The sequence below is a fragment of the Vibrio sp. FF145 genome (assembly GCF_041439075.1).
Classification (GTDB): Bacteria; Pseudomonadota; Gammaproteobacteria; order Enterobacterales; family Vibrionaceae; genus Vibrio; species Vibrio tasmaniensis_A.
Genome location: NZ_JBGONH010000040.1, coordinates 17,263 through 30,755, shown reverse-complemented (window position 1 = coordinate 30,755; position 13,493 = coordinate 17,263). Strand labels below are relative to the sequence as shown.

Here is a 13,493-nt window from a genome sequence, read left to right as displayed (position 1 = left end):
CCCTTTTTGTTTGCTAAATCTATTAGGCTTATTACCTTTACCAGGCGATACCAGCACTAATTGAGAATTCCAAGTCTTCACCTTCTGCTTTATCGAATCCTGCTGTCACTACAAAGCCACTGTCCATAATATAGGTGGCATCTAAGCCTCCGACTTGTTTGGTTGAGCTGTCAGAGAACTCGCGGCTATCCAAAGTTACGTCTGTATGTGTTCGCTTAATCCCGTAACCGGGAGTGATGTACAAGTTTTCGGTGATTCCAATAGGGGCGTGAAACTGATATTCGTTGTCACGTTGTTTGTATTCGTACGATTCTTCGTCTTCGTTATAAGCCGAACGAGTAAACTCAATACCATAACCTATGCTACCCGGGCCGCGATATTTTATGTAAGAAGCAGACCAATCTCTCCATCCACGCTCAGCCGAGAGACCAAATGTAATCGCAGTTTCCTCTTGGTTTTGTTCATAGGCTTGTGCGTTAGACATAGTGAATAGCAAGACAGCAGCTAATGTCAGAAGGGGAAGCTTTTTGATGGTCATTGGATCTCTCGCTTATGTATACAAAATATCGGCGAATTCAAAGTATTGAACGCCAGTAGATTAGTAACCTAGTCCGGATCTTCCTTGAGCTTTTTGTTAGTGTCTTCTTCGTAGATGTTTTGAACGGCATCCCTTAGATTTGAGGATGCCTATTTGATATGGGAATGGGGGTAATAGTTATTTTAAAGTACGCAGCTTATTGACCTGCATCTTTGCACGAACTTTGGTAACTTCTGCCTGAGAAGGCAAGTTGTCTTTAACCTTATTTTTAATATCCGCAACTGGGATAAAATTCCACTGACCATCGTGATACTTAACCACAAATGTTTCACGGTTCATCTCTTCACGGAACACCCAAACACCATCGTCGAGACGCTTAAAGTCACCAACTACATTGCCGTTAGTGTCTTTTACTGTCCAAAAGGTATGTTCAGTATCAAGATAAGACTTCTGCTCACCTGAGATCATCTTGTCACCAGAGCTAACCGTGACATAGTTGTCACGAATGATGACTTCACCAACACGCTTATCATCCACGTAGATGCTGTAGAGAGTGTGCTCGTCGCTAACCTGCTCTCGAACGGCTGAGACATGGGCATCGCTGTCATCTCGGTTAAAGAAAGGAATGTCTCCCAATTCAGGGATATGAACAAAACCTAAATCAGCTTCATCAATTCTTTCGGCAATACTTTTTGGGTTGCCGTACGTTGGGTCTGCGTTGTCATAACCATTATCACCGTCAAAAGATGGCTCCCCGTTACCAAAACCTGGGTCAATGTTTTCGAAACCATAATCACCATCAAATTGAGGTTGTGCTGGTTCAGAACCACCGCTAGATGAACAACCTGCTAAAACTGCAGTAAGAACGAGTGCGATAAGTGATTTGTTCATGATATTTCCTATCGTTTATTGAATTCGTAAGATGCTCACTGACTAACTTCACTACTAGGTGACGGGTACACGCCTTGTGTATAGACATTGCTGCATCGCTTGAGATGTACAATAAACAACCTTGGTAATTCGATAAATAAACGAAAAGAAATACAATACATCACGATCTGCTATGTGTTATTTGTGCTATGCATTGCGCAAGCTTATATTCTGACTCATTCACTATGCATGCTCTGTGTGTGCCAATCTATTGATCTGATAACTACCACACTGAAGTTCCGAACATTCTGTTAAGTGAAATTGATAATAAATTGCTCACTCGAAAGTATGATTTATATACAAATGCCTTCCTCGAATAAGAAACCAACAAACAAAAATATGAAGCGTAGTCTAATTAAATGAAACTAAAGTGCTGTATTTAAGGTTATTTATTGTTAATGGCTATCTCTATCACAGAAAATAATCCTGAAGCACATACAATTCCCAGGCTTTCGAATGAGCGCTACATTTTTTTCGTTCGAGCATTTTATTTCTATCGCCCAATACACATGAGGTTCCTATGTTTGGAATATTCAAACCTATGGCGCATATTGATCGCTTATCTACCGATAAGATCGATAGCACCTACACACGATTACGATGGCAGCTTTTTCTCGGCATCTTTGTTGGCTATGCCGGTTACTACCTAGTCCGCAAAAACTTCAGTTTGGCGATGCCATACCTGATTGAGCAAGGGTACAGTCGAGGAGAGCTAGGGATTGCTTTAGCCGCAGTATCCATCGCTTACGGTTTATCTAAGTTTTTAATGGGCAGTGTTTCTGATCGCTCTAATCCTCGTTATTTTCTCAGTGGCGGCTTGTTAATGTCGGCATTGGTCATGTTCTGCTTCGGCTTCATGCCATGGGCGACAGGCAGCATCACTGCGATGTTTATCCTGCTGTTCTTGAATGGTTGGTTTCAGGGCATGGGCTGGCCAGCTTGTGGGCGAACCATGGTTCACTGGTGGTCACGCAAAGAGCGTGGCGAGATCGTATCGGTATGGAACGTTGCTCACAACGTGGGCGGCGGCTTGATTGGCCCGATGTTCTTATTGGGACTGTGGGCTTTTAACGATGATTGGCGAACCGCTTTTTATGTTCCTGCATTTTTTGCCACTCTCGTTGCTATCTTCGTTTGGTTTACGGTAAGAGACACGCCTCAATCTTGTGGACTACCACCGATTGAAGAACACAAAGACGATTACCCTGACGACTACGATACGTCTCACGAGAAAGAAATGACGGCGAAAGAGATCTTCTTTAAGTACGTTTTCTCTAACAAGTTACTGTGGTCAATCGCGATTGCTAACGCGTTTGTATACCTTATCCGCTATGGCGTACTCGATTGGGCTCCAGTTTACTTAAAAGAAGCAAAAGACTTCTCGGTAGATAAATCCTCTTGGGCTTACTTCCTGTACGAGTGGGCAGGTATTCCTGGAACGTTATTGTGTGGTTGGATTTCAGATAAGTTATTCAAAGGCCGACGCGCACCTGCAGGTATCTTGTTCATGGTTCTAGTAACAGTTGCTGTGTTGGTATATTGGTTGAACCCAGCGGGTAACCCAACGGTTGATATGTTGGCACTGATTGCGATTGGCTTCCTTATTTATGGTCCGGTAATGCTAATAGGCTTGTATGCACTTGAACTTGCACCAAAGAAAGCGGCAGGTACAGCGGCTGGCTTAACGGGTCTATTTGGTTACCTAGGTGGCGCGGTTGCTGCGAACGCAATACTCGGCTTTATGGTTGACCATTACGGTTGGGATGGCGGCTTCATTATCTTGGTCGGTGCTTGTGTTGCTTCAATAATTTGTCTGCTTTACGCCTTCCTCGGTGAGCGTGCGCACCATAAACAAAAAGATCTCGAACGAGAGAAAGAAGCGCTAACTCAGTAGTTTATTAGCTGAACCACACCATACTAATAACAACAGAGGCAGGTATATCCTGCTTCTGTTTTATCAAGGGAAACAATAATGAAAACAACGTCACGGTCTCTGACTTTATTAGCACTTAGCTTATCTGCAAATGCGTTCGCCGATCCTTTAGTGATTGCACATCGCGGTGCTTCTGGTTATCTACCCGAGCATACATTACCGGCTAAAGCACTCGCTTACGCAATGAAACCTGACTATATCGAACAAGATGTAGTGATGACCAAAGATGACCAATTGGTGGTTTTGCATGATCACTATTTAGATCGCGTCACTGATGTTGCTGACCGCTTTCCAGACCGTGCACGAGCAGATGGCCGCTATTACGCGATTGATTTTACGCTTGCCGAGATCAAATCATTAAAAGTGACTGAAGGCTTTAACCTAGATGACCAAGGTAATCGAGTGGCTGGGTTCCCAGCACGCTTCCCTATGTGGCAGTCTGATTTTCGTGTCGCTACCTTTGCTGAAGAGATCGAGCTGATCCAAGGCTTAAATAAGACCTTAGGTTATGACGTGGGCATCTATCCTGAAATTAAGGCACCTTGGTTCCATCGTCACGAAGGCAAAGACATCTCTAAAGCTGTGCTCGCGACTTTGCAACAATATGGGTATTTATCGAAAGACGACAAAGTGTATTTGCAGTGTTTCGACGCCAATGAATTGCAACGCATTAATGATGAGTTAATGCCAGCTATGGAAATGGATCTTAAGCTCGTTCAGTTGATGGCTTACACAGATTGGAATGAAACCATGACGTACCAAGGTGACAAAGCAACGCCGTATAGTTATGACTGGATGTTTGAGAGGGGCGGAATGGCAAAAGTCGCTAGCTATGCTGATGGCATTGGCCCATGGAAACCTATGCTGGTGGACGATGCATCGACCAAAGATAACATCATTATTAAACCGTTAATGAAGTCAGCAAAAGACGCTGGTTTAGACGTTCACCCGTACACGTTCCGTGCTGATCCAGGAAGAATCCCAGCTTATGCCGATAATTTTGATGGCATGTTGGATGTTTTTTACAATCAAGTAAAAGTCGATGGTGTGTTTACCGACTTCCCGGACAAAGCGGTCGACTTCTTAAAACGTTAATTTCCTGCTCAGTTACGAGGTTCTAGTAACGAGGTACGAAGAGCGAAAAGCACAGCCTAAAGGCGCTTTTAGCTCTTTTTTACTTTTTGGCTCTTCTTGTACTGGCCTCGAAATCCTACCCATATTCTTCTTTCTCAGCCCACATTTTGATATTCACTCGGTTTACAGCAATAACCTGACTTGATAGGTTACTCCCAATGCAGCCAGATGCTTAATCTATAAGTATTTATCGGCTCAACCTAATATTGAACTTGGAAAGATCATGGAAGAAAGAAGCCAAGCTTATCTTGATAGCTACCTCAACACATTGCCAGCAGACGTTGCCTCGCAATACACCTCCTTTAGTACTGATTATTACTGCGCCGACGAGTACAACGCCAACCTATGCGCGCAGTTGATTTTAAAAGGTGAAAAACAGGCGTCCTGCGGCCTTGAACACTGGTATACCCATGAAGGCGAGACGAGACCCATAGTTGGTCACTTACAAGTCGTCACCGATTGGGATGGTGAGCCTGTCTGTATTGTTGAGATCACGTCGGTGTCGTCGTGCAAATACAACGAAGTGAATGCGGAGTTTGCTGCTGCAGAAGGCGAGGGTGACAAAACACTAGAATGGTGGAGAAAAGCTCACTGGAACTTCTTCTCTCGTGAATGTGAAGAACTCAAGATCTCACCAAGTGAAGACATGTTACTTATGTTGGAGCGTTTCAAAGTGGTTTATCAACAGTGAACTCCCCAGTGAGTGCCATGTTGAATCTCGAGGCATGGCACTTTAGTCTTCATTTGAACAATACAAGATAACTAACAATCACAAGGAGAGTGATGTGAAAATAGCGATATTGGATGACTACCAGAACGTTGTTAAAGACCTCGATTGTTACCGAAAACTCGAACAACACGATGTCTCGGTATTTACCGAGACTTACTCGAAGCAAGATCTCGTCGCTAAGTTGGTCTCGTTTGAAGCCATTGTGCTCATTCGTGAAAGAACCGAGATCACCGAATCTCTGTTATCACAACTCCCTAACCTCAAACTGATTAGCCAGACGGGCAAAGTGAGTAACCATATCGACTCGCAAATGTGCGAACGATTTGGTGTTACCGTTTTAGAAGGTCTAGGCTCGCCTGTTGCGCCTTCCGAGCTATGCTGGGCGCTGATTATGGCTGCATCGCGCCACATTCCTACTTACGCGTCAAACCTTAAGCAAAACCAGTGGCAAGATTCTGGCTCGTTAGGGTTAGGTCGAACTTTGAAGGGCTTGAAGCTTGGTATTTGGGGCTACGGCAAGATCGGCAAATGCATTGCACAATATGCCCAAGCATTTGGGATGTCTGTCGTAGTGTGGGGCAGCCAAGCTTCACGCGATCAAGCACAAGCAGATGGCTTCGAAGCAGCAGCAACCAAACAAGACTTCTTCCGAGAAGTTGATGTGTTTTCTTTGCATTTGCGTTTGAATGATGCGACCAGAGGATGTGTTAAGGCACACGACCTAAGCTTGATGAAGCCGGACTCACTGTTTGTGAACATCAGCCGTGCCGAGTTAGTCGAACCGATGGCCCTGTATCATGAACTACGCGAGATACCGACCAAAACAGCCGCTATTGATGTGTTCGATTGTGAGCCAGTAACAACAGACTCCGAACCGCTATTGTCCTTACCAAACGTCACTGCAACTCCACATTTGGGCTATGTTGAACAAAATAGCTACGAACTCTACTTCGATATTGCCTTCGACAACATTCTGTCCTATCAAAGGGATGGCATATAGCGATAGAATCTGCCCAAAGCAATAAAAAGGTAGAGAAGTATGAGCTTAACAATCAGAGAAGTCGCGGTAGAAGATGCACAAGGCATTATTGATGTATTAAATCCAATCATTATCGAAGCGCGTTATACAATCTTGGACCAAACTTTTACTGTTAATGAAGAAAAGACATTCATTGAGTCGTTCCCAAAACGTGGTGTATTTAGCGTTGCAGTCAACGAAACGACCAACCAGTTACTTGGTTTTCAGAATGTAGAACCATTTGCTACTTACACTAAGGCCTTTGACCACGTTGGTATTATTGGCACTTATGTTGATGCAAATAGCCGTGGGCAGGGCGTTGCAAAACAGTTATTTGATTACACATTTAAAGCAGCCAAAGCCAAAGGTTATGAAAAGCTGTTTGCCTATGTAAGAGCAGATAACGAACGCGCTTTAGCGGTCTATATTAAGCAAGGCTTTGAAATCGTCGGAACGGCTAAAAAACACGGTAAGATTGGCGATCAGTACTTTGACGAGATCCTTATCGAGAAGTTTCTATAGGCTCGCTTGAACATTAGATAATTCATCGTATGCAGGAGGCAAGATGACAAAGCTAATCGAATTAACAGAAATAGTCTTATTCGACTGGGGCAATACGCTGATGGTCGATTTCCCAGACGCACAAGGGAAGATGTGTGACTGGGAAACGGTACAAGAAGTGAGTGGTGCTCGTGCATTACTGGCTGAACTCTCCAAAAATCATCAAGTCTACGTTGCCACCAATGCTGGTGATTCCAGTAAAGACGACATCATTCGTGCCTTTGAGCGCGTTGGCCTGTCTCAATCTATCTTGGGTTACTTTTGTAAGGCGAGCATTGGCTTTTCTAAGTTCGAGTCGGGGTTCTATCCTGCCATTATTTCTAAGCTCGGTGTTGTACCACAAGACATCACCATGGTTGGCGACACTCTAGAGAAAGACATTTACCCAGCACTTGAAGCGGGTTTGAAAGCGGTGTGGTTGAACACGGAAGGAGTTGAGCTTAAGTCAGAGCATCCGCGTATCGTGCAAGTTCAATCCCTAAGCGAACTGTTGGAGAAGTGAGATTAATTCTCTGATATTAAGTTCAGATAAAGCGCTTGTCTGTTTTGACGCCAATCTCTCATCTCTTTGCTGTCTAATCCTCTAAGCTAAGTCTAGTTTCCACTATGAGGGCTAGGTTATGAGTTTCGAACGTCACGGAATATCGGTTGGAATTGAACGTGTTAGCGGTGAAACCATCGTTGTGTTTAAAGCGAAAGGCAAACTCACACACGATGACTATCAAGCAATGATGCCAATTCTAAATACCACGCTAGAAGAACTCGATTCATCTAAACTCAAGATGCTGGTCGATATCTCTAACTTAAAGGGTTGGGAGTTACGTGCTGCTTGGGATGATTTCAAACTGGGATTAGAGCTCAATTCGAAGATAGACAAAATCGCGATTTATGGTGATAAAAGCTGGCAAGAATTCGCTTCAAAAGTAGGGAGCTGGTTTGTGTCTGGTGAGATTAAGTCATTCGAAGACCATGATTCTGCGCTTAAGTGGCTAGTTGATTGATTCTATCTACGAACAACTAGAAAGCAATCCGTAAACAACGCTAATGACAGTTGACGAGCATTGTCTCGAACGCTGTCATTTTTCGGTTTGGCAATGATATTTCCTATTCGATTCAATAGAGTATATTCATTGCAGCGTGTAACATACCTTGGCTTTGTTTGGTCGCGACTAATGGTGTGGCTAGATTCAGTAATAACGAGAACTAAAACAGACATAAGGTCTAACGACATGCATAAGGTAATTGATAAGCTGGCTTGGATATTCATCAAAGACGGCAAGCTGTTGATGGTGAGATCAAAAGGCAAAGAACTGTTCTACCTACCGGGTGGTAAGCGTGAAGCTGGCGAAAGTGACGAGCAAGCACTGGTTCGCGAAATAAAAGAAGAGATCTCCGTAGATTTAGTGCCTGATTCAATCAAATACGTTGAAACGTTTACAGGCCAAGCTGATGGAAAAGCGGAAGGCGTATCGGTGCAATTGACTTGCTATCTTGCTGATTATACTGGCGAACTGTCTCCAGATGCTGAAATCGAAGAACTTAAGTTTGTTGATGGCAACGACAGAGCGGTATGCTCATTGGCGGCACTGGTTGCGCTTGATTGGTTAGAAGCGAACCAGTATTTGGCTTAAGGTTTTAGCGGCTATTAGCTAATGCTGAAGATTGATTTTCAAAAGATCATCGCTTACGAATAGCTTGAAGGGCGGCTGTCTTTCATCAATAGGTCGAGTTTCCTTTGAGCTTTCTGCGTGTCTTGTAAATCCACCACCTCAATCATTTCACACTCATCTCGTACCATCTCATTAATCAGGCTTGGGTAGTGTCTGCAATCTTCTGGTCGGTCTAAGTAAATACTGCATGTGTACTTGGCTTGATCCTTGGTGTTTTTCGTCGGAACTAGCTCCAGAAAAGGGCAGCGAGTTAAACGTTCACCAGATTCAGGGTCGAACCAGATCTCGTTCCCTCGAACATATTCAAAGATGTCTGGATTGAACAACTCCCACAAATCAATCTCTTCTTGCGTTGCGGCAAGGTCACCATCTCCGTATTTGATACAGCATTTCCCGCATTGATTACAATTTTTCATTAGTGACTTCATTGGTTGGTGAGTTTTTATCATTTTACCACTGATAGGCGTGGCACGTTGACTTTGTTGTTCATGGTTAAACTGTTTCGGAAAGGGAGCCTAAAATAGAAGTACTTAATATTACTTTAACTACCTAACACCACTCCAAACAAGGCTGTAAACAGTGATACAATTTGCGCCTAGCAAGTTATTAAAACAAGGCATAAAAATGAGAACCGTATACACCACCGAAGGCGACATCAACGCAAAGAAACAGAAAGACGCTTACCCAAAATTGGCGCTATGTGATAACTGCGTTAGAGACTATGTGGTGATTGCTCAAGGCGAACGTACTTATAAGCCATGCGCAAAATGTGGTGCCGACGATTAATGCGCCTTGATAAATACCTATGTAAAAGCACTGACCTAACTAAGCCTGAAGCGATTGAACGCATCCATAATGGCGAGGTGAACGTAAACAGCGAGACGGTCACCGATGAATCAGCTCAGGTTCATGAAAGCAACACCATCTTGTTGAATGGCACGCCGCTTAAGTTGCGTGAATTTCGATACCTCCTAATGCACAAGCCTGCGGGTACTATTTGCTCCAATATCGATGAAGTTTATCCCTCGCTGTTCAACCACATTGAGATAGACAAAGCATCAGAACTGCACATAGCAGGGCGCTTAGATGCCGACACCACAGGCTTAGTCTTGATTACCGATGATGGGCGATGGTCATTCAACATCACTCTGCCAACCAAGTCATGTAAGAAGGTGTACCGCGTGACATTGTCACGAGATATCAAAGATGATGTCGCAGACAAGTTCAAAGCGGGTATTCAATTGCAGGGCGAACAAAAGCCGACGCGTCCGGCAGAGCTTGAAGTGATTACCAGTAAAGAAGTGCTGTTGACCATAACTGAAGGCAAGTTTCATCAAGTGAAACGAATGTTTGCTGCGGTAGGGAATCGAGTTGTTGGACTACACCGTGAGCAGATTGGTGATGTTCGTTTAGATGTTGAAGCAGGTCAGTGGCGTTATCTAACTAAAGCCGAAGTCGACTCATTTCAGCAGGACTCTGAATAAACGCTGTAACCACTTAAAGCGTTAAGCGTGTCAGGATCAGAATATCAACACTATAAGGATGTAGGATGGAAAACCTCAAAGTCTCAGAAATTAAGTCTTTCGTACCCGCGAAAGACTTCGATTTATCCAAGCGTTTTTACCAGTCAATCGGCTTCGAAGTGATGTCTGAATTTCACGATATCGCCTATCTACGACACGGCAGTTGCGCCTTCCTTTTGCAAAACTTTTATGAACCTGCGCACTGTCACAATTACATGATGCACTTGCTGGTTGAAGACGTAAAAAGTTGGTATCAACACATCCAAAACTCTAATGTAGTGTCGGAATTTGAAGTTACGGTTTCCGAGGTTGTTGAGCAACCTTGGGGAATGCTTGAATTTTGTATCACTGACCCAAGTGGTGTGCTGTGGCGTGTGGCTGAAAACATCAGGCCGCGTTAATTCATCCAACTTGCATTGATAGTATGTCTAGGTTCACGGTGCTTTTCTGTCCTATTTGCTAGAGTGACAATTCAATGAGCATGGAGGTTTTATAATGGGAACTGTAATCGGTTTGGTGATTTTAGTTGCTATAGATTGGTATCTTGTTCGTAAAACAGGGCTTCATATTCATAACTGGATCTCTAAAAAGTATGCCGTGTATTTGTCGGAGAAGGGAAACAAAAAATAGCCTTTGTTATTAAGTCATCGGTATAAAAAGCGTTATCTGCTATTCATTTTACACACATTGCAAAGATTGGAGGATTTATGAAAGGTAAAGGAAAGTGCCTATGTGGCTCGGTTAAGTTGGAAGTAGAGTACGCCAGTAATGAATTGGGGGCTTGTCATTGTAGTATGTGTAGAAATTGGTCGGGCGGTCCGATGTTAGCCATTGATTGCGCTGATTCAGTTAAAATATCAGGTGAATCAAATGTAGTGAGATATAAGTCATCCGATTGGGCAGAAAGAGGTTTCTGCAGTAAATGTGGTACTCATTTGTTTTACTTTTTAGTGCCAAATAATCAGTATCACCTTCCTGTCGGATTATTGATGTCTGGGGATGACTACAAGCTAACTCATCAGATATTTATTGATGAAAAGCCCGAATACTACGAATTTAAAAATGAAACACAAAATATGACTGGTGCAGAAGTATTTGCCCACTTTGAAAGTGGAGAGTAGCACTTAGTTTTTGTTGGCTTAAGACTAATTCCCAACACTCGGTATTTTCAGTTGCGTCGAGTTTTGTGTTTGCAGTGTAATGGTTTCGGTTAGGTGTTGCTCACGCTTAACGTCCCAGCATCAACCCCCAATTTGAAGTGACTCGAAACTCGATTGTGTGAACTGCTAATAGTTGAATGGTTACTCTAAAGTACACTGAGTTTTCTAACGGCTCTTAGGGGGGCAGAAATGACAGATATGGCAATATCAAGCTACCTTGGCTGGTTGTTACTTCTTATAGGTTGTTATCCTTTCTGCCTTGTTGGTGTCAGTATGTTTTTCTATGATGCAGAGCGTAAACAAGCATTAAGGTGGTTGAACGGAGTTAGTTTTCTATTAGCTGCATTCCTTCTTTACATGCATATGCAGACAGAAGTCATCTATGGTCGGGAACTGCTCGAAGCCTGGTATCGTGATAACCCAGAAGATAAGCCTCAATAAAAAAGCACATAACAAGTGTTTATTATCCATTTCGGTATATAAAAATGATGCTAAACGATTGGCATTTCCAGCTAGAATCAACTTTAGTGTTTTCGGCACAATGAGTGAGGTGATCGCGATGTCAGCTACTTCAATCGGCGATAACTCGTCTATCCAATTATGCCTATCCGAGTGAACCATGTTCTCTTACAAAGTGTCTGACATTTTAGATATTCAAATGTCGAGGCTCCGATGAATTTTCTCCGTAAGTATAAAATCAGTTTCCTTTTCTGCGTTAGTGGTCTTTTGTGTTTCATTGCTTATAACACCATAGGTTCATACGTAGATGAAAATGGTGTGTTGGTTGAGCCATTCGGGCTTATTCCTCTATTTTGGCTTTTTGAGCTACTGGCGTTGGTTGCTTTGGTTGTGACCTTCGTTAGACATAAAAAGTGCCAGTAATCCAGTTAAGCTACGAGTACACGAAGGTGTTTTGTGATCACTAACAACTTAAGCGTGATTCGGTACGCGTGGCACCTTTGGCATGCGGCGGCATTGGTGTTTCCACTCGTTTTAACTTCAGTGGGTTAGGTGTTAAATTTGAGATCATTGGTAGCGTTGTAATCAGCTCAAGCGGGCGTTATGTTACTAATTGAATTCAACGTTTATAAAGGATGAACATGGTAGTACTTAGAGGAATGCGCCAAGACGAATATCCAGCATATTGTCAGTATTTTATTGACGATTACAGTCAGGAAATAGCTAGAAACTATGGGCATTCTTTAGACGTTGCAGTCGAATTGGCAAAGAAGGACTTGCATCGCAGCTTCCCTAATGGACTAGAGAGCAATGAGCATTCGCTATTATGCATTGATGCTGAAGTCGATGGTGAACGTAAGCTTGTGGGTTACCTTTGGCACTCAGTCAATATTGGGGATAAATCTACGTTTATCTATGACTTCTTCATCTCGAATGAACATCGAGGCCTAGGTTATGGTACTCAATCAATTTCTGCGTTAGAGACCCAACTACTTGTTATTGGTATCAATCAAATAAAACTGAGGGTCGCATATCATAATGAGCGGGCGCTTAAGTTGTACAAAGAAGTTGGCTTTGAGGTTACCGGTTTCAATATGTCTAAGAAACTAAGCGGGTAGCCTCAACAGATAAAGCAACATACATAGACCGGCAGGTTTCATTCAAACATGGAGCGAAAATATGAAGTCAGATTTTTCAAAACTTGCGACAACCGATTACGGAAACATACTGAGTAACGACCACTTTATTAACTTTAGCATTGGTCCTCTTTGGCAGGGAATGCCGCCAATTTTTGGAGAAGCGTTTACTGCCCAGTTAACGTCTGGTGATAATTTAATGCTTCATTCAGCCATATACGAAGCACCAGAAGGTTCCATCATTGTAGTGGATGGAGTTGATAGCGAATATGCAGTAGCCGGCGGTAATGTATGCGCAGTCGCTAAGAGTCGAGGTATCAAAGGTTTTATTATTGATGGTGTCATTCGAGATTTGACTGAAATTTCAGATATGAAGTTTCCAGTTTTTGCGAAAGGTGTTCATCCAGTACCGGGAAAGAAAGAGATCTATTCTGAATTGGGCGCTCCGATCACTTGCGGGGGAGCAAAGGTGTCTACGGGAGATATCATTGTTGCTGATGCAGAGGGTATTGTCGTTATTCCTAAATCAAGAAAAGACGAAGTGTTTCTAATGGCTTCAAAGAAAGCAAGTGACGAAGCTTCATTAACACTCGCTGAGTGGGAAACGAGTCATAGGGCTAAAATAGCCCAAGCAATAACGTCTGCGAAACAAAAAACTTAATTGGTGCAGCAAGCTGATTTGTAACACGTGGCATTTGTCA

At 43.1% G+C, this 13,493-nt stretch carries 19 protein-coding genes; 16 read left to right on the top strand and 3 right to left on the bottom strand.

What is annotated here, in order from left to right; translation table 11 throughout:
• Positions 1–37 precede the first annotated feature (37 nt).
• Positions 38–538, bottom strand: coding sequence for a hypothetical protein (locus ACED42_RS15395; RefSeq protein WP_371703212.1), 501 nt, complete (start codon positions 536–538; stop codon positions 38–40).
• A gap of 177 nt (positions 539–715) precedes the next feature.
• The gene (locus tag ACED42_RS15390) at positions 716–1,429 is read right to left on the bottom strand and encodes a membrane lipoprotein lipid attachment site-containing protein (RefSeq protein ID WP_371703210.1); all 714 of its coding nucleotides are present in this window, start codon (positions 1,427–1,429) and stop codon (positions 716–718) included.
• Between the two features lie 559 nt (positions 1,430–1,988).
• Here ACED42_RS15390 and glpT point away from each other — a divergent pair.
• From glpT to ACED42_RS15350, 8 genes are all read left to right on the top strand, one after another.
• Positions 1,989–3,362 (top strand): glycerol-3-phosphate transporter, encoded by a 1,374-nt coding sequence (glpT, locus tag ACED42_RS15385; RefSeq protein WP_371703209.1) that lies wholly within the window; start codon positions 1,989–1,991, stop codon positions 3,360–3,362.
• A gap of 78 nt (positions 3,363–3,440) precedes the next feature.
• Positions 3,441–4,496 (top strand): glycerophosphodiester phosphodiesterase, encoded by a 1,056-nt coding sequence (gene glpQ, locus ACED42_RS15380; RefSeq protein WP_108208561.1) that lies wholly within the window; start codon positions 3,441–3,443, stop codon positions 4,494–4,496.
• Positions 4,497–4,758: 262 nt separating this feature from the next.
• A complete protein-coding gene (locus ACED42_RS15375; protein ID WP_371703207.1) occupies positions 4,759–5,226 on the top strand; it encodes an ASCH domain-containing protein in 468 nt (155 codons plus the stop codon).
• 94 nt (positions 5,227–5,320) lie between these two features.
• The gene (locus tag ACED42_RS15370; protein ID WP_371703205.1) at positions 5,321–6,265 is read left to right on the top strand and encodes a D-2-hydroxyacid dehydrogenase family protein; all 945 of its coding nucleotides are present in this window, start codon (positions 5,321–5,323) and stop codon (positions 6,263–6,265) included.
• 39 nt (positions 6,266–6,304) lie between these two features.
• Positions 6,305–6,805, top strand: coding sequence for an N-acetyltransferase family protein (locus tag ACED42_RS15365; RefSeq protein WP_371703203.1), 501 nt, complete (start codon positions 6,305–6,307; stop codon positions 6,803–6,805).
• A gap of 43 nt (positions 6,806–6,848) precedes the next feature.
• Complete coding sequence (locus ACED42_RS15360; RefSeq protein ID WP_371703201.1) at positions 6,849–7,346, top strand: HAD family hydrolase; 498 nt, start codon at positions 6,849–6,851, stop codon at positions 7,344–7,346.
• Positions 7,347–7,464: 118 nt separating this feature from the next.
• Positions 7,465–7,845 (top strand): STAS/SEC14 domain-containing protein, encoded by a 381-nt coding sequence (locus tag ACED42_RS15355; protein WP_371703199.1) that lies wholly within the window; start codon positions 7,465–7,467, stop codon positions 7,843–7,845.
• Between the two features lie 228 nt (positions 7,846–8,073).
• Entirely contained in the window at positions 8,074–8,475 is a 402-nt protein-coding gene (locus ACED42_RS15350) for an NUDIX domain-containing protein (RefSeq protein ID WP_017059210.1), read from the top strand.
• Positions 8,476–8,528: 53 nt separating this feature from the next.
• On the opposite strand, the gene ACED42_RS15345 is transcribed toward ACED42_RS15350, so the two are convergent.
• Complete coding sequence (locus ACED42_RS15345) at positions 8,529–8,930, bottom strand: YkgJ family cysteine cluster protein (RefSeq protein WP_371703197.1); 402 nt, start codon at positions 8,928–8,930, stop codon at positions 8,529–8,531.
• A gap of 208 nt (positions 8,931–9,138) precedes the next feature.
• Between ACED42_RS15345 and ACED42_RS15340 the strand changes: the two genes are divergently transcribed.
• The 8 genes from ACED42_RS15340 to ACED42_RS15305 all read left to right on the top strand — a co-directional run bounded on the left by ACED42_RS15340 (position 9,139) and on the right by ACED42_RS15305 (position 13,453).
• Complete coding sequence (locus tag ACED42_RS15340; RefSeq protein WP_012604036.1) at positions 9,139–9,300, top strand: hypothetical protein; 162 nt, start codon at positions 9,139–9,141, stop codon at positions 9,298–9,300.
• Positions 9,273–9,998 carry a pseudouridine synthase gene (locus ACED42_RS15335; RefSeq protein ID WP_371703195.1) on the top strand — a complete coding sequence of 242 codons (726 nt, stop codon included), beginning with the start codon at positions 9,273–9,275 and terminating at the stop codon, positions 9,996–9,998. Before ACED42_RS15340 ends, ACED42_RS15335 begins: the two co-directional genes overlap by 28 nt.
• Before the next feature lie 65 nt (positions 9,999–10,063).
• Positions 10,064–10,438, top strand: coding sequence for a VOC family protein (locus tag ACED42_RS15330; RefSeq protein WP_017059214.1), 375 nt, complete (start codon positions 10,064–10,066; stop codon positions 10,436–10,438).
• A 306-nt stretch (positions 10,439–10,744) separates the two neighbouring features.
• Positions 10,745–11,158 (top strand): GFA family protein, encoded by a 414-nt coding sequence (locus ACED42_RS15325; RefSeq protein ID WP_017104354.1) that lies wholly within the window; start codon positions 10,745–10,747, stop codon positions 11,156–11,158.
• 228 nt (positions 11,159–11,386) lie between these two features.
• Positions 11,387–11,638 (top strand): hypothetical protein, encoded by a 252-nt coding sequence (locus ACED42_RS15320; protein WP_371703194.1) that lies wholly within the window; start codon positions 11,387–11,389, stop codon positions 11,636–11,638.
• Positions 11,639–11,869: 231 nt separating this feature from the next.
• Positions 11,870–12,079 (top strand): DUF3955 domain-containing protein, encoded by a 210-nt coding sequence (locus tag ACED42_RS15315; RefSeq protein WP_108085663.1) that lies wholly within the window; start codon positions 11,870–11,872, stop codon positions 12,077–12,079.
• 218 nt (positions 12,080–12,297) lie between these two features.
• Positions 12,298–12,774 carry a GNAT family N-acetyltransferase gene (locus ACED42_RS15310; protein WP_371703191.1) on the top strand — a complete coding sequence of 159 codons (477 nt, stop codon included), beginning with the start codon at positions 12,298–12,300 and terminating at the stop codon, positions 12,772–12,774.
• Between the two features lie 61 nt (positions 12,775–12,835).
• Positions 12,836–13,453, top strand: a complete 618-nt coding sequence (locus ACED42_RS15305; RefSeq protein ID WP_371703189.1) for an RraA family protein — start codon at positions 12,836–12,838, stop codon at positions 13,451–13,453.
• Positions 13,454–13,493: the final 40 nt, after the last annotated feature.